This is a genomic window from Burkholderia sp. 22313 (genome assembly GCF_052045245.1).
GTDB lineage: Bacteria > Pseudomonadota > Gammaproteobacteria > Burkholderiales > Burkholderiaceae > Burkholderia.
In genome coordinates this window covers 216,627-235,646 of the sequence record NZ_JBQEON010000001.1, presented here as the reverse complement: position 1 = coordinate 235,646, position 19,020 = coordinate 216,627, and the positions used below count along the sequence as shown (strand labels likewise).

At 63.6% G+C, this 19,020-nt stretch carries 14 protein-coding genes and 1 tRNA gene; 11 read left to right on the top strand and 4 right to left on the bottom strand.

What is annotated here, in order from left to right; translation table 11 throughout:
- The first annotated feature begins 50 nt into the window (after window positions 1–50).
- From ACTJKF_RS00965 to folE2, 4 genes are all read left to right on the top strand, one after another.
- Window positions 51–344 carry an exodeoxyribonuclease VII small subunit gene (locus ACTJKF_RS00965; RefSeq protein ID WP_040139363.1) on the top strand — a complete coding sequence of 98 codons (294 nt, stop codon included), beginning with the start codon at window positions 51–53 and terminating at the stop codon, window positions 342–344.
- Window positions 341–1,225 carry a polyprenyl synthetase family protein gene (locus ACTJKF_RS00960; protein ID WP_440621664.1) on the top strand — a complete coding sequence of 295 codons (885 nt, stop codon included), beginning with the start codon at window positions 341–343 and terminating at the stop codon, window positions 1,223–1,225. Before ACTJKF_RS00965 ends, ACTJKF_RS00960 begins: the two co-directional genes overlap by 4 nt.
- Before the next feature lie 78 nt (window positions 1,226–1,303).
- The gene (gene dxs / locus ACTJKF_RS00955; RefSeq protein WP_440621663.1) at window positions 1,304–3,208 is read left to right on the top strand and encodes a 1-deoxy-D-xylulose-5-phosphate synthase; all 1,905 of its coding nucleotides are present in this window, start codon (window positions 1,304–1,306) and stop codon (window positions 3,206–3,208) included.
- A 159-nt stretch (window positions 3,209–3,367) separates the two neighbouring features.
- On the top strand, window positions 3,368–4,177 hold the full coding sequence (gene folE2, locus ACTJKF_RS00950) for a GTP cyclohydrolase FolE2 (RefSeq protein WP_440621661.1): 810 nt from the start codon (window positions 3,368–3,370) through the stop codon (window positions 4,175–4,177).
- Between the two features lie 113 nt (window positions 4,178–4,290).
- Here the strand turns inward: folE2 and tsaD are convergent, their stop codons facing one another.
- Window positions 4,291–5,331 (bottom strand): tRNA (adenosine(37)-N6)-threonylcarbamoyltransferase complex transferase subunit TsaD, encoded by a 1,041-nt coding sequence (gene tsaD / locus ACTJKF_RS00945; RefSeq protein ID WP_440621660.1) that lies wholly within the window; start codon window positions 5,329–5,331, stop codon window positions 4,291–4,293.
- 130 nt (window positions 5,332–5,461) lie between these two features.
- Here tsaD and ACTJKF_RS00940 point away from each other — a divergent pair, with 130 nt between their 5' ends.
- From ACTJKF_RS00940 to ACTJKF_RS00915, 6 genes are all read left to right on the top strand, one after another.
- Window positions 5,462–6,682, top strand: coding sequence for an NAD(P)/FAD-dependent oxidoreductase (locus tag ACTJKF_RS00940; protein ID WP_440621658.1), 1,221 nt, complete (start codon window positions 5,462–5,464; stop codon window positions 6,680–6,682).
- Between the two features lie 106 nt (window positions 6,683–6,788).
- Entirely contained in the window at window positions 6,789–7,001 is a 213-nt protein-coding gene (rpsU, locus tag ACTJKF_RS00935) for a 30S ribosomal protein S21 (protein WP_006479415.1), read from the top strand.
- A 185-nt stretch (window positions 7,002–7,186) separates the two neighbouring features.
- Entirely contained in the window at window positions 7,187–7,633 is a 447-nt protein-coding gene (locus tag ACTJKF_RS00930) for a GatB/YqeY domain-containing protein (protein ID WP_440621657.1), read from the top strand.
- Between the two features lie 72 nt (window positions 7,634–7,705).
- The gene (gene dnaG, locus ACTJKF_RS00925) at window positions 7,706–9,580 is read left to right on the top strand and encodes a DNA primase (RefSeq protein ID WP_440621656.1); all 1,875 of its coding nucleotides are present in this window, start codon (window positions 7,706–7,708) and stop codon (window positions 9,578–9,580) included.
- Window positions 9,581–9,668: 88 nt separating this feature from the next.
- Window positions 9,669–12,086, top strand: a complete 2,418-nt coding sequence (rpoD, locus tag ACTJKF_RS00920; protein WP_440621655.1) for an RNA polymerase sigma factor RpoD — start codon at window positions 9,669–9,671, stop codon at window positions 12,084–12,086.
- A 138-nt stretch (window positions 12,087–12,224) separates the two neighbouring features.
- Window positions 12,225–12,303 (top strand) — tRNA-Ile (locus ACTJKF_RS00915).
- 212 nt (window positions 12,304–12,515) lie between these two features.
- On the opposite strand, the gene ACTJKF_RS00910 is transcribed toward ACTJKF_RS00915, so the two are convergent.
- From ACTJKF_RS00910 to ACTJKF_RS00900, 3 genes are read right to left on the bottom strand one after another with little or no spacing between them, the layout of a single operon-like run.
- On the bottom strand, window positions 12,516–13,814 hold the full coding sequence (locus ACTJKF_RS00910) for a TniQ family protein (RefSeq protein WP_440621654.1): 1,299 nt from the start codon (window positions 13,812–13,814) through the stop codon (window positions 12,516–12,518).
- Window positions 13,811–14,848, bottom strand: a complete 1,038-nt coding sequence (locus ACTJKF_RS00905) for an AAA family ATPase (protein ID WP_440621653.1) — start codon at window positions 14,846–14,848, stop codon at window positions 13,811–13,813. Before ACTJKF_RS00905 ends, ACTJKF_RS00910 begins: the two co-directional genes overlap by 4 nt.
- An 8-nt stretch (window positions 14,849–14,856) precedes the next feature.
- Window positions 14,857–17,565: a DDE-type integrase/transposase/recombinase gene (locus ACTJKF_RS00900; protein ID WP_440621652.1), complete on the bottom strand. Its 2,709-nt coding sequence runs from the start codon at window positions 17,563–17,565 to the stop codon at window positions 14,857–14,859.
- 136 nt (window positions 17,566–17,701) lie between these two features.
- Between ACTJKF_RS00900 and ACTJKF_RS00895 the strand changes: the two genes are divergently transcribed.
- The gene (locus ACTJKF_RS00895; RefSeq protein WP_122768921.1) at window positions 17,702–17,962 is read left to right on the top strand and encodes a DUF6471 domain-containing protein; all 261 of its coding nucleotides are present in this window, start codon (window positions 17,702–17,704) and stop codon (window positions 17,960–17,962) included.
- Window positions 17,963–19,020 lie beyond the last annotated feature (1,058 nt).

Here is a 19,020-nt window from a genome sequence, read left to right as displayed (position 1 = left end):
CTCTTTTGCCGTAGAATGTCCGACTTGTTTTGAAATTTACACCCTCGTCCATGGCGAAAACCGCATCCCCAGGCGCCACCCCGCCCGGTAACGGCACCGAACCGTTGCCGGACAACTATGAAACGGCGCTCGCGGAACTCGAGACGCTGGTTGCCCGGATGGAAGGCGGCGCGCTGAGCCTCGAGGATTCGCTTGCCGCGTATCGCCGCGGTGCGACCCTCGTTGCGTTTTGCCAACAGCAGCTTGAGAAAGTGGAGCAGCAGGTTCGCGTGCTCGACGGCGCGACGCTGAAGCCGCTTTCATCCGGAACGGCCGCCACGGACGGCGAAGACGACGATCTATGACATTCGAACAATGGATGCGGTCCGTGCTCGACCGTGTCGAGGACGCACTCGGCCACTATTTGCCGGCTGAAAACGTGGTGCCCACGCAACTCCACGAAGCGATGCGCTACGCGGTCCTTGGCGGCGGCAAACGCGTTCGCCCGCTGCTGTGCCATGCGGCAGGCGAACTGACCGGCGCGACCGAAGCGGCGCGCAACGCGGCGGCGGCGGCGCTGGAGATGATCCACGTCTATTCGCTCGTGCATGACGACATGCCGTGCATGGACGACGACGCGCTGCGACGCGGCAAGCCGACCGTGCACGTGCAGTACGACGAGCCGACGGCGCTGCTGGTCGGCGATGCGCTGCAGTCGCAGGCATTCGTCGCGCTGACCGACGCCGCTGCGCTGTCGCCGGTGCAGCAGGCCGCGCTCGTGCGCGAGCTGGCGCTGGCGAGCGGCTCGATCGGCATGGCCGGCGGGCAGGCGATCGACCTGGCGAGCGTCGGCCTCAAGCTGACGCGCGAGCAGCTCGAGACGATGCACCGGATGAAGACGGGCGCGCTGCTGCGCGCCAGCGTGCGGATGGGTGCGCTGGCCGGCGAGACGCCGTCCGCGGAAACGATGACCGCGCTCGACGTTTACGCGGGTGCCGTGGGTCTGGCCTTCCAGGTCGTCGACGACATCCTCGACGTCACGACCGATTCGGCGACGCTCGGCAAGACGGCCGGCAAGGATGCGGCGAACGACAAGCCGACCTACGTATCGCTCCTCGGCCTCGACGCGTCGCGCGAGCTCGCAGCCCAGCTGCGCGCCGAAGCACACGATGCGCTGAAACCGTTCGGCGCACGCGCACAGCGTCTCGCCGAACTTGCCGACCTGGTGGTGAACCGGGTCAGCTGACGCGAAGCCCGCCGCTGCGCACATGCTACGGTGCGCAATAGAATGCGGGCGCGTTTGATTTCCTACAATGGAACGACGATGTACGACTTGCTGAAAACCATCGACGACCCGGCGGATTTGCGCCGCCTCGATCGTCGCCAACTCCAACCGCTCGCGGATGAACTGCGCGCGTTCGTGCTCGACAGCGTGTCGAAGACGGGCGGCCATTTGTCGTCCAACCTCGGGACGGTCGAGCTGACGATCGCGTTGCACTACGTGTTCAACACGCCGAACGACCGGATCGTCTGGGACGTGGGTCACCAGACCTACCCGCACAAGATCCTGACGGGCCGCCGCGACCAGATGCATTCGCTGCGCCAGTACGACGGCATCTCGGGTTTCCCGCGCCGCAGCGAGTCGGAATACGACACGTTCGGCACCGCGCATTCGAGCACGTCGATCTCGGCCGCGCTCGGCATGGCGATCGGCAGCCAGCTGAACGGCGACGACCGCTTCTCGATCGCGGTGATCGGCGACGGCGCGATGACGGCCGGCATGGCGTTCGAGGCGATGAACAACGCAGGTGTGTCGGAGGATGCGAAGCTGCTCGTGATCCTCAACGACAACGACATGTCGATTTCGCCGCCGGTCGGCGCGCTGAACCGCCATCTCGCCCGCCTGATGTCGGGCCGCTTCTACGCGGCCGCGCGCGCTGGCGTCGAACGCGTGCTGAGCGTGGCGCCGCCGGTGCTCGAACTCGCGCGCAAGCTCGAGGAGCACGCGAAGGGCATGGTCGTGCCGGCGACGCTGTTCGAGGAGTTCGGCTTCAACTACATCGGCCCGATCGACGGTCACGATCTCGATTCGCTGATCCCGACGCTGCAGAACATCCGCGAACTGCGCGGCCCGCAGTTCCTGCACGTGGTGACGAAGAAAGGCCAGGGCTACAAGCTCGCCGAAGCGGATCCCGTGCTCTATCACGGCCCCGGCAAGTTCAATCCGGCAGAAGGCATCAAGCCGTCGACCACGCCCGCGAAAAAGACGTACACGCAGGTGTTCGGCGAATGGCTGTGCGATGAAGCCGAGCGCGATTCGCGCGTCGTCGGCATCACGCCCGCGATGCGCGAAGGTTCGGGCATGGTCGAGTTCGAGAAGCGCTTCAAGGATCGCTACTACGACGTCGGCATTGCCGAGCAGCACGCGGTGACATTCGCGGGCGGCCTCGCGACGGAAGGACTGAAGCCCGTCGTCGCGATCTACTCGACGTTCCTGCAGCGCGCGTACGACCAGCTGATCCACGACGTCGCGCTGCAGAACCTGCCGGTCGTGTTCGCGATCGACCGTGCGGGCCTCGTCGGCGCCGACGGTGCGACGCATGCGGGCGCGTACGATCTCGCGTTCATGCGCTGCATCCCGAACATGACGATCATGGCCGCGTCCGACGAGAACGAATGCCGCCAGATGCTGCACACGGCGCTTCAGCAGCCGAACCCGACCGCGGTGCGCTATCCGCGCGGTGCGGGCACGGGCGTGGCGACGGTGAAGGAATTCACCGAGATCCCGCTCGGCAAGGGCGAAGTGCGTCGCCGCACGTCGCAGCCGGAAGGCAAGCGCGTCGCGATCCTCGCATTCGGCACGATGGTCGCGCCGTCGCTGGTTGCAGGCGAGGAACTCGATGCAACGGTCGCGAACATGCGTTTCGTGAAGCCGGTCGATGCGGCGCTCGTGCATGAACTTGCCGAGACGCACGACTACCTCGTCACGATCGAGGAAGGTTGCGTGATGGGCGGCGCGGGCTCTGCCTGTGTCGAAGCCCTGATGGAGAGTGGGGTTATCCGACCCGTACTACAATTGGGCCTCCCTGACCAGTTCGTCGACCACGGCGACCACGCGAAGCTGCTGGCGCAATGTGGCCTCGACGGCGCGGGCATCGCGAAGTCGATTCGCGAACGCTTCCTGAGCCCGGCGGCCGATGTCGCCGGCCACGCGAAGCGCGTCGCATAAGCGGGCGCCGCCCGCGGGCGGCGTCGGTGCGACTGGCGCAACCGGTCTTCGTTGATGCGGAAAACATGGGCCTGCGGGCCCATGTTGCTTTTCCGGCTGCCGCATGACGCGGCGTGCGCGTCGTCGAACGCGCGGCTTGGCTTACAAGGATTGAACAAGATGAACCAGATGAATCCCGCCTTCGTGATGCCCGACGTGCAGAGCACGGTGGATACCCGCCAGATTCCGATTCAGCGCGTGGGCGTGAAGGCGGTCCGGCATCCGTTGACGGTGTGCACCGAAAGCGGCGACGTGCAGCCGAGCGTCGGTGTCTGGAACCTCGACGTGCGCCTGCCCGCCGATCAGAAAGGCACGCACATGTCGCGCTTCGTCGCGCTGCTCGAAGAGAACCGCGCGCCGCTGACGGTCGCGCGCTTCCGCGCGATGCTCGCGTCGATGCTCGAGAAGCTGGAAGCCGAGGCCGGCCGCATCGAGGTCACGTTCCCGTACTTCGTGAACAAGACGGCGCCGGTGTCCGGCGTGCAGAGCCTGCTCGATTACGAAGTGACGCTCGCGGGCGAAAGCCGCAACGGCGAGACGCGCCTGTTCCTGAAGGTGCTCGTGCCGGTGACGAGCCTGTGCCCGTGCTCGAAGAAGATCTCGCAATACGGCGCGCACAACCAGCGCTCGCACGTGACGATCGACGCCGAGCTTGCGGCCGATCTCCCGGTCGAGGCGCTGATTCGCATCGCGGAAGAAGAGGCGTCGTGCGAGCTGTGGGGCCTGCTGAAGCGTCCGGACGAGAAGTTCGTCACGGAGCGTGCGTACGAGAACCCGAAGTTCGTCGAGGATCTGGTGCGCGACGTCGCGCAGCGTCTCGATGCGGATGAGCGCGTGGTGGCGTACGTGCTCGAAGCCGAGAACTTCGAGTCGATCCACAATCACAGCGCCTATGCGTTGATCGAGCGCGACAAGCGACAAGCGGCCTGACGCCGGGTTGCTGCATCGCTGCGTCGATTTGCCGCTGCAACGAACAAGGCCGCTTCGAGCGGCCTTGTTGCTTTCCGGCGGATGCCGGTGCGATCGGCGTCGCGTCGCGCGACTCAGCGGGCGAGCGACGCGAGATCCCAGCGCGGCTTCACCGTGAACGCATAGTCGGCATTCGCCTGCTCGGGCCAGCGGCCGAGCCGCAATGCGCCGGCGAGCGCGATCATTGCGCCGTTGTCGGTGCAGAGCGCGAGATCGGGGTAGTGCACGTCGAAGCCGCGCTTGGCCGCGGCGGCCGACAGCGCCGCGCGCAACTGGCGGTTCGCGCCGACGCCGCCCGCGACCACGAGCCGCTTGAGCTTCGTCTTCTTGAGCGCGGCGAGCGACTTCGCGACGAGCACGTCGACGGCCGCATCGACGAAGCCGCGCGCGAGGTCGGCCTTCGCGCGCTCGAGTGCGTCGCCTTCCAGCTTCGCCGCTTCGAACTTCTTCATCTGCGTGAGCACGGCCGTCTTCAGGCCGCTGAAGCTGAAGTCGAGATCGCCCGAATGCAGCATCGGGCGCGGCAGCACGACGGCGCCCGGCGTGCCGGTTTCGGCGAGCTTCGATACCTCCGGGCCGCCCGGATAGCCGAGGCCGATCAGCTTCGCCGTCTTGTCGAACGCTTCGCCGGCCGCGTCGTCGAGCGTCTCGCCGAGCGTCTCGTACACGCCGACGTCGGTCACGCGCATCAGTTGCGTATGGCCGCCCGACACCAGCAGCGCGATGAACGGGAACGGCGGCGGTGCGTCGACGAGCAGCGGCGACAGCAGGTGGCCTTCGAGGTGATGGATGCCGACGGTCGGCTTGTTCCATGCGAGCGCGAGTGCATTCGCGATGCTCGCGCCGACCAGCAGCGCGCCGGCGAGGCCGGGGCCTTGCGTGAACGCGATCGCGTCGATGTCGTCGCGGCGCGTGCCGCTTTGCGCCAGCACTTCCTCGAGCAGCGGCAGCGCGCGGCGGATGTGGTCGCGCGACGCGAGCTCGGGCACGACGCCGCCGTATTCGCGGTGCATCGCGATCTGCGAATGGAGCGCGTGCGCGAGCAGGCCGCGCTGCGTGTCGTAGAGCGCGAGGCCGGTTTCGTCGCAGGAGCTTTCGATGCCGAGAACGAGCATGGGGCAGGGCGGGGCGCGCCGGTTCGAGCGCGCCGCAGGAAGGTCAACGTAACCGCAAATTATAGCAGGCGAGGGCCGGTCGCCGCCGCGGGCGGCCCGGGCCGCAGGCCGGGCAGGTACAATCCGCGCCATGGAAACTTATGACATCGCCGTGATCGGCGCGGGCGCCGCCGGGATGATGAGCGCCGCGGTCGCCGGGCAACTCGGCCGCCGCGTGGTGCTGATCGACCACGCGCCGCGGCTCGCCGAGAAAATCCGCATCTCGGGCGGCGGCCGCTGCAACTTCACGAATCTCTACGCAGGCCCCGACAACTACCTGTCGTCGAATCCGCACTTCGCGCGCTCGGCGCTCGCCCGCTATACGCCGCGCGACTTCCTCGGGCTGCTCAAGCGCCATCACGTCACCTGGCATGAGAAGCACAAGGGGCAGCTCTTCTGCGACCACGGCAGCGACGCGATCATCGACGTGCTGAAGCACGAATGCGACGCGGGCGGCATTGCCTGGCGCCGGCCCGTGGCCGTCGAGGCGGTGCGCCACGCGCCGGCCGACGGCTTCACGCTCGACACGCAGCAGGCGGGGCCGATCCGCGCGCGCGCGCTGATCGTCGCGACGGGCGGCCTGTCGATCCCGAAGATCGGTGCGACCGACTTCGGCTACCGGCTCGCGAAGCAGTTCGGCCACAAGCTCGTCGACACGCGCCCCGCGCTCGTGCCGCTCACGTTCGCGCAGCACGACTGGGAGCCGTTCGCGGCGCTGTCCGGCGTGTCGCTCGAAGTGCGCGTTTCGACCGGCGACAAGAAGCGCGGCGGCGAATTCGTCGAGGACCTGCTGCTGACCCATCGCGGCCTGTCGGGCCCCGGCATCCTGCAGATCTCCAGCTACTGGCAGTCCGGCGACCCGATTCGCATCGACCTACTGCCGCAGCGTGACGCGGTGGCCGACCTGCTCGACGCGAAGCGCACGTCGAAGCGCCAGATCGGCTCGTTGCTCGCGGATTGGGTGCCGTCGCGCCTCGCGCACGCGTGGCTCGACACGCACCGCGTCGCGGCCGATGCACGGCTCGCGGACCTGCCGGACAAGACGCTGCGCCAGATCGGCGACGCGCTGTCCGGCTGGACGCTGACGCCGAACGGCACCGAGGGTTACAAGAAGGCCGAGGTGACGAAGGGCGGCGTCGATACGCGCGAACTGTCGTCGGCGACGATGATGAGTTCGCGGGTGCCGGGGCTGTTCTTCATCGGCGAGGCTGTGGACGTCACCGGCTGGCTCGGCGGCTACAACTTCCAGTGGGCGTGGGCGTCCGGCACGGCGGCCGGGCAGGCGGCGGCGGAGTTCGCGCGCGGCGCCTGACGGGCCTGTGCCGGGCCCGCGTTGACGGGACCTGGCCCTTATGTCTTTGCGCGACGCTCTGCTATACTCATAAATCTTCCCCGTAAACCTTTATTCGTGTCGGATCATGACGATCATTCGCGTTAAAGAAAACGAGCCGTTTGAAGTCGCCATGCGTCGCTTCAAGCGCACGATCGAGAAGAACGGTCTGCTGACCGAGCTTCGTGCGCGGGAGTTCTACGAGAAACCGACCGCCGAGCGCAAGCGCAAGAAGGCTGCTGCGGTGAAGCGTCACTACAAGCGGATCCGCAGCCAGACGCTGCCGAAGAAGCTGTACTGAAAGATTGAGCGCCGCGCGGTTCGCTGAGCGGCGCACCGGCGACCTCCGCACGATCGGTCACGATCAGGGTCAGCGAGTCGCCGATGCCGGATTCGAGCAACCCGCTTGAGACATCGTCCCAAGCGGGTTTTTGTGTTGACGCCCGTTTGCGGGCGTTGAAGTCACGTTTCCATCCCGGGTGCAAGATGAGTTTGAAAGAGCAGATCAGCGAAGACATGAAGGCCGCGATGCGCGCGAAGGAAAGCGAGCGTCTGGGGACGATTCGACTGCTGCTGGCCGCGATCAAGCAGCGCGAGGTCGATGATCGGGTGACCCTCGACGACGCGGGCATTACCGCGGTGGTCGACAAGATGATCAAGCAGCGCAAGGACTCGATCAGCCAGTTCCAGGCCGCGGGCCGCGACGATCTCGTCGCGAAGGAGCAGGCCGAACTGACGGTGCTGGGCGCTTACATGCCCGCGCAACTGTCGGACGCCGAAGTGGCCGCCGAAGTCCAGGCCGCCGTCGCGGCAACGGGCGCAGCCGGCCCGCAGGACATGGGCAAGGTGATGGGCGTGCTGAAGGGCAAGCTCGCCGGCCGCGCCGACATGACGGCCGTTTCCGCGCAGGTCAAGGCCGCGCTGACGAAGTAAAACCCGCTTCCCGGCGCGTCGCATGCGCGTGCGCCGGGGCGTCGTATTGTCTTTTTTTCGCTCGATCCCACGGTGATTCCGCATTCGTTCCTGCAGGACTTGCTGAACCGCGTCGATATCGTCGACGTGGTGGGTCGGTACGTGCAGCTCAAGAAGGGCGGCGCCAACTTCATGGGGTTGTGCCCGTTCCATAACGAAAAGAGTCCGTCGTTTACCGTCAGTCCGACCAAGCAGTTCTATCACTGCTTCGGCTGCGGCGCGCACGGCACGGCGATCGGCTTCCTGATGGAGCACGCGGGGCTCACGTTCCCCGAAGCCGTGCAGGAGCTTGCGCAGTCGGTCGGGCTGACCGTGCCGCACGAACCGTCGATGCGCGGCGGGAGTGGCGGCGGTGGCGGCGGCGATTACCCGGCGCCCGTGTCGAAATCGGTCGCGACCGCGCTGTCCGACGTGATGTCCGCGGCGTGCGACTACTACCGCAAGCAATTGCGCGGCGCGACCGTCGCGATCCAGTACCTGAAGAACCGGGGCCTGACCGGCGAGATCGCCGCGCGCTTCGGGCTCGGCTATGCGCCGGACGGCTGGCAGAACCTCGAAGCCACGTTTCCGGACTACCGCGACGATTCGCTGGTCGAGTCGGGGCTCGTGATCGTCAGCGAGAAAACCGACGCGCAAGGCGTCGCGCGGCGCTATGACCGGTTCCGCGAGCGCATCATGTTCCCGATCCGCAACGTGAAGGGGCAGGTGATCGGGTTCGGCGGTCGCGTGCTCGGCAGCGGCGAGCCGAAGTACCTGAATTCGCCCGAAACGCCGCTGTTCAACAAGGGCAGCGAACTGTACGGACTGTTCGAGGCGCGCCTCGCGATCCGCGAGCGCAAGTACGTGCTGGTCGTCGAAGGCTACATGGACGTCGTCGCGCTCGCGCAGCTCGGCTTCCCGAACGCGGTCGCGACGCTCGGCACGGCCTGCACGCCGATCCACGTGCAGAAGTTGCTGCGCCAGACGGACACGGTCATCTTCAGCTTCGACGGCGACTCCGCTGGCCGGCGCGCGGCGCGCCGCGCGCTCGAGGCATGCCTGCCGCACGCGGCGGACAACCGCACGATCCGATTCCTTTTCCTGCCGTCCGAACATGATCCGGACAGCTACGTACGCGAATTCGGTGCGGACGCATTCTCCGAGCAGGTCGAGCGTGCGATGCCGCTGTCACAATTTCTGTTGAACGAAGCAATTGCCGGCAAGGCGCTCGATCAGCCGGAGGGTCGCGCGAAGGCGCTGTTCGACGCGAAGCCGATGCTGCAGGCGCTGCCTGCGAACGCGCTGCGCGCGCAGATCATGCACATGTTCGCCGACCGTCTCGATATCCCGTTCGAGGAAGTCGCGGGGCTGTCGGACGTCGATGCGCGGATTGCGGCGCCGCCGCGCCAGGCGCCCGCGCGCAGCGAGCGGCGGCGCGTGACGGACAGCGAAAAGCGCGCGTTGCGCACGCTCGTGATGCATCCGCGGATCGCGTCGCAGCTCGACGACGAACAGATTGCGACCCTGCGCGCGCTGCCGCGCATCGGCGAGCTGTTCGCGGAAGTCGTCGATCACGCGCGTGCGCTGGGCGACGGCGCGGAGTTCCGGCTGCTGTCGGACGTTCTGCGGACGTCCTCGAACGGGGCGACTTACGAGGAAATCTTCCGCGAAATTCTGGACTATGATGAAAACGTCCGCGACTTGCTGTTACAGAATCCGGAAGACGAGACGGTGCCCGAGCGGCAGCGTGAACAGGAACGGATCGCGGGGGAGGAGCTGCAGGCAGCGGTGCTCAAGATGCGCTATGACGCCTGCTGCGACCGCCTCGATCGGCTGGCGCGGCAATCCACCTTCACACCCGAGGAACTGGCCGAATTGACGGAATTGAACCAGCAGCGAACCGACATGAAGCGTCGGCTCGGGCTGTAGGCGGCCGGGGCGCCAGGAGAGGGCTCCCCAGCGTGCTATAATATAAGGTTTCCAGCGGTTTGTTTTCCAAGCAGAGGCGAGAATCGCGATGGCAAAGACGACAGGCGGAAAGAAAGCAACAGGCAAGGGCTCGACGGAGCCGACCACCAAGGTCACAGCGGCCAAGTCAGCTTCTTCCGCCAGGACAACGTCTTCAGTCACGTCAGCCCCTGCAGGAAAGAAAACCGCGGCCGGCACTGCTCAGGCTGCGCCGGCGCCGGCAGCCAGATCACGGGCTGCCGCCAGACCCGACTCCGGGCCGGCCAAGCCGGCGGCGAAGCGGGCAAGTGCGAAAAGCGCAAGGGACACGACTGCCGCCGCGGACGAAACGGCAGTACGTACTACTCATGCACCCACGGTTCAACCGGCTGTCGTCCAGCAGCCGCGAGTCGATATAGCCGGTACGGCGAACTCCATGACCAAAAAGCTGAACGAAGTATCCGTCGATGACGACGCAAATCAGAGCGACGAGCAGCCCGCAGCCGCGGCTGCTCCGGGCAAATCCAAGGTGCGCGATCGTCGCGCCAAGGAAAAGGCGCTGCTGAAGGAAGCGTTCGCGACGAGCACGCCCGGCACGGCCGAGGAGCTCGAAGAGCGCCGCGTGAAGCTGCGCGCGCTGATCAAGCTCGGCAAGGAGCGCGGCTTCCTCACGTATGCCGAAATCAACGACCACCTGCCGGACAACTTCACCGAGACCGAAGCCCTCGAAGGCATCATCGGCACGTTCAACGACATGGGCGTGGCGGTTTACGAGCAGGCGCCGGACGCGGAAACGCTGCTCCTGAACGACAACGCGCCGGCCGCGTCGTCGGACGATGAAGTCGAAGAGGAAGCGGAAGTCGCGCTGTCCACCGTCGATTCGGAATTCGGCCGCACGACCGATCCGGTCCGGATGTACATGCGCGAGATGGGCACGGTCGAGCTGCTCACGCGCGAAGGCGAAATCGAGATCGCGAAGCGGATCGAGGACGGCCTGCGCCACATGGTGCTGGCCATCTCCGCGTGCCCGACGACGATCGCCGACATCCTCGCGATGGCCGAGCGCGTAGCGAACGAAGAGATCCGCGTCGACGAGCTCGTCGACGGCCTGCTCGATCCGAACGCTTCGGACTCCGCCGACACCGACGGCTTCTCCGCGAAGGAAGCGGAGGCCATCGAGAACGAGGACGAGGAAGCCGAAGAGGAAGCGGAAGAAGAGGAAGAGGAGGAGGACGACGGTGCCGCGCAGGCGTCGGCGAATGCCGCCCAGCTTGAAGCCCTCAAGCGTGCATCGCTCGAGAAGTTCTCGCAGATCAGCGAGTGGTTCGACAAGATGCGTCGCGCGTTCGAGAAGGAAGGCTACAAGTCGAAGTCCTACCTGAAGGCGCAGGAAACGATCCAGGCCGAGCTGATGACGATCCGCTTCACCGCGCGTACCGTCGAGCGTCTGTGCGACACGTTGCGTGCGCAAGTGGATGAAGTGCGTCAGGTCGAGCGTCAGATCCTGCACATCGTCGTCGACAAGTGCGGCATGCCGCGTTCGGAATTCATCGCGCGCTTCCCGGGCAGCGAGACGGATCTCGACTGGGCCGAGAAGGTCACGGCCGAGGGCCATTCGTACAGCGCGGTTCTGTCGCGCAACGTTCCGGCGATCCGCGAACAGCAGCAGCGTCTGCTCGACCTGCAGGCGCGCGTCGTGCTGCCGCTGAAGGACCTGAAGGAAACCAACCGCCAGATGGCGGCCGGCGAACTGAAGGCACGCCAGGCGAAGCGTGAAATGACCGAGGCGAACCTGCGTCTCGTGATCTCGATCGCGAAGAAGTACACGAACCGCGGCCTGCAGTTCCTCGACCTGATCCAGGAAGGCAACATCGGCTTGATGAAGGCGGTGGACAAGTTCGAATACCGTCGTGGCTACAAGTTCTCGACCTATGCGACGTGGTGGATCCGTCAGGCCATCACGCGTTCGATCGCGGACCAGGCGCGCACGATTCGTATTCCGGTTCACATGATCGAGACGATCAACAAGATGAACCGCATCTCGCGGCAGATCCTGCAGGAAACCGGTCTCGAGCCGGATCCGGCAACGCTCGCCGAGAAGATGGAAATGCCGGAAGACAAGATCCGCAAGATCATGAAGATCGCGAAGGAGCCGATCTCGATGGAAACGCCGATCGGTGACGACGACGATTCCCATCTCGGCGACTTCATCGAGGACAACAACACGGTCGCGCCGGCGGATGCCGCGCTGCATGCCAGCATGCGCGACGTCGTGAAGGACGTGCTCGATTCGCTGACGCCGCGCGAGGCGAAGGTGCTGCGGATGCGCTTCGGCATCGAGATGAGCACCGACCACACGCTCGAGGAAGTCGGCAAGCAGTTCGACGTCACCCGCGAGCGGATCCGTCAGATCGAGGCCAAGGCGCTGCGCAAGCTGCGTCATCCGAGCCGTTCCGACAAGCTGAAGTCGTTCCTCGAAGGGAACTGATTTCCAGCGTCTCACTTGCGAACGCCGCCGGTATCCGCGTGATGCCGGTGGCGTTTGTCCTCTGTCGCGTCTTTGTTGTTACAATGCCGGCCCGGCTTCGTTGCCGGGGCAGCGTGTAGCACGCTGTGATTCACGTCTGGGCCCCTAGCTCATGCTTGGTTAGAGCAGCGAACTCATAATTCGTTGGTGCCGGGTTCGACTCCCGGGGGGCCCACCAGATTACGTTCCTCGAGCGATCGCGGAGCGTTGTGCCGTTAAGCATAAAGTGGCCACTTGGACAGGTTATGCTTTATTTTCCGATAGGACGCATTTTGCTTTATCGGGAATCGGTGGTAGCGTGAAAAGCTTTGTTCGCGGTGTGCAGCCGCGAATGGGCGTAAAAAAGCCGGCGTGCGCGCCGGCTTTTTCGCTGTGAAGGGGTACGGGCGCCTAGCTCACGCCAAGCGCCTCCTTGACCTCCTGGAGCACGTCTATGACGCCGCGGATGCTGCCCAGAACCTCCTTGGGCACTCGAGCATTAAGCTCCCGCAGGTTGATGGCCTTGCCATCGGCGATGATGTCCCGGCATGCCGCCTCGATGACGGTGCGGGCATTGGCCACGCTCTGTTCTTTCCGGCGCTGCATATATTGCCTCCAGCGTTCGGCGAGGACGCGCGCTTCCTTGTTCGCATTCTGGTACAGCAGCCTGGTGTCGACGTCGAGGCGGCGTGCTGCCTCCGCTACGCTAATGATGGACGGTAGTCTGCTGAGCGTGTGCAATTCGTCGCGAACCCTCTCCCAGTCGATTGAGCGGGCGGTCGCCCGTTTTGTCTCAGCGGGGAACAGCATCGCCAACTGGTGGACTTCCGCCGTGGAGGGAGTCCAACCGTCCAAATTACCCGTCAGCAACCGCTGGAGTGGCAATCCGGTCTGTGACGCGATGCGCAAATGTGCTGTTAACGCAGGAGCGCCGCCTTCCTTCAACCAGTGATGCACCGTAGTCTTGCTCAGGCCCAGACGCCGGGCAAAAACTGCTCCCTTTCCGTTGTCGACCTGGGTAACAAGCGTTTGTATCGCGTCAAGCATCCCCTGCCGGGCAGGCGGCGCTTCGAGTGAAGCTTGAGCTTCCAGTATCGCCCCGACCTGAGTCGCCTTCCAGAGCTCCTCCGGAGAAGCAGGCGCGGGCGGCTCTCCATCGCCGAGAAAAGCCCCGCAGTGCGCACACCAGCCGGGGACGACGTAGGCCGACTTGTGCCGCGCGTCAGCGCGTCCGCAATCCGGACAGATGTGCACCAGCTCGACCTTGTGCTGGGTGCATACATTTACTGCACCCACGTCCCATGCCAGGCGGAAATAAGGCGTTTTGCCGCTGTCCCGGTCCTCTGCGAAGCATGCCGGACACCAACGTGAGCGCGTCGCGGCCAGGCTGGTTTGAGCAATAGCGTCACGCCATGGCAGCAGTGTGAGTCTGTCGAGTCGTTCGACGCTCGTAAGAGCTGAGAGCCCGGCAGACCAGTTGCTTGCTGCTTCCCCGATGCCGCCGATGTTCCCCACGTGCCATTCGTGCTTCTCCGAAAGCTCCCAGCCAACAGTTTTGGCGACTTGCCGGCAAAGCGCCGCCACAGACACGCTATGCGACACGGCCAGCCGGCAGAAGTAGCTGAGCAGGCTTTCAACCTCGGGCGTGCCGAGGCCGATGGGTTCGAGAGCGTGCAGTGTCGAGCGTGGATTTGAAATCGTGTAACTCATGCGGCACTCCTTCTGCCAGCTGATGCCTGACGCTGCGGCCTACGCATGATGCGGGTGAGGCCGGGATTGATGGCCTCCTCGCCGTCGAGGATTTCGGTCAATATCCGGTCGCGCTGTGCTTCGGTGAGCAGCGCTCGCCGTAGCGCGTCCTCTGACCAACGCCCGTCGGCTTCGGCCAGCCTGGCTGCTCGAGTGAGCACGCTGCTCAACGTACCGATGCAGCCCAGCGTGTTCTCGAGGAGCGCTTCTGCGTAACGTGTCAGTTCGCCGCCCCAGAGTTCAGGAAGCATCTTTTCGAATGCCTGGATGCAGGCGATGAACGCTCGAACATCCTCGGGACGGTCCTGCCGATAGCGTTCGAAATGCAGGACATGCGAGCGTCGGGCGAGTTGGCCGGACAACGACATGAGCCGGTACAGGTCGTAGGAGCCGACCAACACCATCTGCGTGCCGCACTGATTTACCAATGACTTCAGCGTATCAAGCTGAATTTCCAGCTTGGAACTGCCGCGCGTCTGGTGAATGATGTGAGCGGCTTCGTCAATGACGAGGAACTGGACTTGCCGCTCGCGCAGCCCACGTTCGACGGCCGTTCTCAGCGCCGCGAGGCTGTTGCCACTGGCACCGCGTGGCCGGACCATGCGTCCAGACTGCTGGTCGATACCGTAGGCCGCTTTCGGCGAGTCGAGGTCGTCGCCAAGCTGAGCGAGAATCTGCCGATAGAAAAGTCTCCACGAGAACTCGTTCTCACCAGAGGCAGGTGCCTCGACGAAGATGGCCGGAATCGTTCCGGCGTCGGCTTCCATTGCGGCGGAGGCGCGCTCAACTGCCGACTCGACCATGTATCTGGCCAGCGTGGTCTTGCCAGCGCCAGTCGGGCCGCAAACGAGGAGCGTGCTGTCCTGGCTGCCGGGGTAAATCAAGGTTTCTAGTTCAGACATGACCTGCGCGATGCGCGGGTGTCTGATGCGCTTGCTGAGCAGCATGCTCGCCGAATTCGGAATCGGCGAAAGTGGTGCGGGGTGTTGTTTCATGAATCACCTCAAAACGTGTCAAGGTCGGGAATGTCGTCCCACGCTACCGCCTCAGGAAGCGATGGGAATAGATTGGTAGCAGTACTTCTTGACCTTGTTTCTGCCGGCGATTCGGCAGCGCTGGATGTTTCCTCGGTGAGGCGTTGTTGATGCCGCGGCGCGACGGGCGCGATGCTCGCGAACTGCAAACTGTTGTAAAGCGACTTGTTTTCGGCCTGGCGCTCGAAGGCAACGGCCAACGCGCCCTCTGGCGTGAAGGTGCGCATGAACTCCTTGAGCCGCTGCGCATCCATCTCGTTATTGACTGATGCACGGAAGCGTCGGTTGTATTCCTGCGTCAGCGCTTTGCGTTCGTTTTCGGTTAGCTGACCAAGGCCACTCAAACTCGGGCAGACAGCCTGAATCCATTGGTCCTTTACGCGTACATAGACGGACGATGCGTCCCACGGGTCATACCTGACAGGAAGACGCCGACCCGCGACCTCGTAGGACCGGAATGCGGGGTTGTGGTAGAGCCTCTCGTTCACTTTTACGCCGCGCTGCGGATGAACCTGCCGGATGCCTTCCCGGTCGACCGGAGGGCACGTGGCAACCAGGAAGTCCCGGTTGAACTGGATGTGCCGGTGCTCCCGCGAGCCGCTTTCGCGCAAGCCGCGCAGAAATGCTTCGCGGGGGGACTCGCCCAGAACGGGATGCGGCTCCTGGTCGTAGAACTCCGTGGCCCAGTATTCGACTCCGTAATAGAGCGGCTCGAGCGTCCACTCGGCGAGGTTCTTGGGCAGATGCGAACCGGAGACCATCCGGACGTGCTTGGTGGCCTTCGTATTGCCCGCGAGACCGTGTATGTAATTAACGTTCAGATGGCCGAACATGCGCTCGAGTACCGCACCGTGACGCGGGTTGCCGGATGGTCGAAAACGCAGGTGGCAACCCATTGCCTTGAGAAAGGACTTGAATGCATTGGACCTGAAGTCGCTGCCGTTATCGACGACGACAATTTCGGGTAACCGATGAAAGCGGCGCACCATGTCGCGAACCGCCATCATGACTGAGTGGTACGACGGAGGGTCATACGTCAAGAACATGCCGACAATGCGCCGTGTATATGCGTCCACGGCGAGCGACAACCACGGCCTGCCGAGATTCTTGCCAGTGCGGCTGGAGATGAGTTCGATGTCCAGTTCCGTATGGTCGATATGTACATACTGGAACGGGCGGCTGCCATGTATCGGCGTGTGGTAGTGCAGAACGTCTACGAACGCATCCTTCTGGTATGCGATGCGTTTACCTTCACGGGTCCGTATGTCGCGGTTGGTTGCCTGTGACTTGATGTGCTTAATCAAAGTCGGGTATGACGGCGCCGGCACGTTTTCCTGCGAGCACACCACCACAAGATGCCGATGACAGGTCTTGTAGTTAATCGCCTTGCTGTTTCGCCATTCTTCATCGATGACGCGGTCCATCAGGTCGAACTGCTCGTCACTCAGACGGGCAGTGTGATTTCCGCGTGCGCTGATGTGCGGCACTAGGGCGAGAATCTCATGGTCTCCATTGGCTCGTGCGATGGCCTTACGGGCGTTCCAGCGACGCAACGTGCGCGCGGAAACCGTCGCCGTTGCCGATTCCGACTGGAGTAGCGTCTGGCGCCGAAGTGCTTCCGCGTACTCTTCTTCGGTATATTGGCTCAGACCGAGGTCGGCAGGCGGTGCCGCCTCGAGGACCCGGATGCGATTTTCGTCGTGAGCCGCAAGGAACCAGTCACGCTGAAGCTCCATGGTCGTATGGTCCTGCCTGTTGCAGACCACGCTCTTTTCGCCGACCAGTGTGATGGTCAGTTCCTGACCTTCGAACTCGAACCTGGTGCCGACGGCGATGTGGAGCGCGAAGTGTTCGTAACCTGGCGGCGTTGCTCGATGTGCCTCCGCATACAGAAACTCGCGCAGCATCTCGTCCCGGTAGATTCGGAAACGTCGAGGATTGCGCAAGGACTCCCGGTCGAGGTCGGTGACAACGAGATGGTCTGCGATGGCCTTGTGCACCTGGTCGGCGCTAAATGAATACGGCGGCTGGAGTAGTTCACAAAAGTGGAGTGCACCTTGCTCCTTCAGGCCTGCTTCGAGACGAGCGAGAACGTCCGCGGGGCACGGGGCGGCAGTGGGGAGATGGTAGTCCGCGAGATGTTGCAGATTTTCGATTCGGCGCCGGGGAATGGCAGCATCGCTGCGAATCCGGTAGCGAATGCCGAGTTTGGCGAGTTGTTCCTCGATTTGTGGCGAGTACCAGTTTCCGTCGGCGTCCCGCTGGTAGCGGTAGGGGTACTTCTCGGCCAAGTGGGTCAGCTTCGTCTCAGACTTCCACTCCTCAAGTGTGATGCCGTCCTGGCAAATCGCGAGAAAGTCCGGGGTGTGATGAATCGCTCGGATTTCACCGGTGGCGCCATCGACCAGACTGAATTGCAACTTGCACGGCTGCGGATAGAACTCCAGAACACGTTCGTCGTATTCGAATCCGATAGCTGCAGCGAACTCGATGCCGTAGCTCTCCGTGGCGATTTCGCGCGCCATCTTCCTGCTTGCCACGTAGGTAATGACATTGCCTCCCCGGGATGCCACCTTGCGTACTGGCGCGTGGACGCGAGCTTCCTGGACCAGCTTGCGGCCCGTAGGTGGCGTGCCCAGATGGTCGAACAGGTCGACCAGTTGTGCCTTGTTAAGCATTACGTCCTCACAAAAAATGCCTACAAAGGACGTGTAGGGACGCTGGCGCTGGGTCGGTCGTATATGACCGATTTGTTTGTGCCAGAATCGTGCTTTCCTCAAAAATCAGGGGCCAAATCCGGCTATGGGTGCAAGGATGAGCGAGACGCCGCTCGAAAGGGCATCGTCGCCAGCGGAGCCGTACGGCTCGTGGGAAGAGGCGGCGAAGGAGCTGATAGTGGAGGAGATGGCGCGTCAGCTCTTGAGTTACAAGGAGCTTTCGAAGCGACTGGAGAGACTCGGAATTGATGAGTCGCCGGACCAGATAAACCGAAAGGTCAACCGGAAGCGATTCTCGTCGGCGTTCTTGCTGGCCTGCTTGGCCGCAATGGACGTGAAGTCTGTCCGGATTAAATAGGGTCGGCTTTTTCGAAATTCGAGCGCCCGTAGCGCATCCGTGCGGATTCGCCCCTCGAAGCCACTTTGCTTGTCGCATGACGCCCTCGCCTCGTACCCTCTCACAAAAAGGCGAGGAGGCCCTGGTCCGATGGGCCACGGCGTCGTCAAGTGCGACCTACTCAGGCTGGCGTTGCGCCAGCATTCAACCTAGTAAATCCAGAGTCCGCTTTCAAGAATTTCCCATTGTCGGGATTCCCGCAGTGATTCAAGGAAGCATTCGAGCACCGTCATGCCCTTCAAATTGCGTTATACGGTCATGCCACGCGTCGGCCGAGTACGAAGCCGCCCGACGTTAGGGCCGCCCCGTCCAACTGACGGGCTTCGGTGAGTGGCCGCTTGCATGGACGGGGGCTGAATCTACCACTAGCGTGCAGGGGATAGCCGAAACTAGGGGGGATAGCGTCTGAGATATCGGCAACGGGATGGCGAAGCTAGCGTCCCGGAGGGCGCGTAGAGGCTGGCGGGCGAGGCGGCTCCAAACCGGGGAATCCGGGTGGGGAGGCTGAGTGGAAGGCTTTCCCAGGCAATTGCCATAGGGAGGGCTGGGCTCAGCCTTACCACCCGGAGCCCAGACCCACGGGAATGCTCAGGGCTGAGCCTTATGCGCAAGGATTTTTATGGCTGCCGTTTCATTACCATCTGTCGACAAGGTGTGGTTACACCAGTACAGCAAAATTAATCAAGAGGCCCTCGCCTCAAGTTGATGCTGCAACGTTTTGTAACCTAGATGGCGGGTGTTTTGCAAGCTCGGGGAGGAATTCCATCGCTGCGAGCAAGACTGGCGACCGTCGTACATTGTGATGAGTCAATAGCCAAATATCCCTAGTAATAATTGCCTGCTTCGGAGAAACACGGACAAGGTCAGGGACTAGGTTAGCGATGAAGCAACGCAAGGCGGCTGAACCAACACCGCTCCGTGCAGCCATCAGATAAGCCCGACACCGACTTTATTGCTTTCAGCATTCTGGTGACATTTATTGTCCTTGTAATACATCTTGCCGCTGGTATCCTAATTTT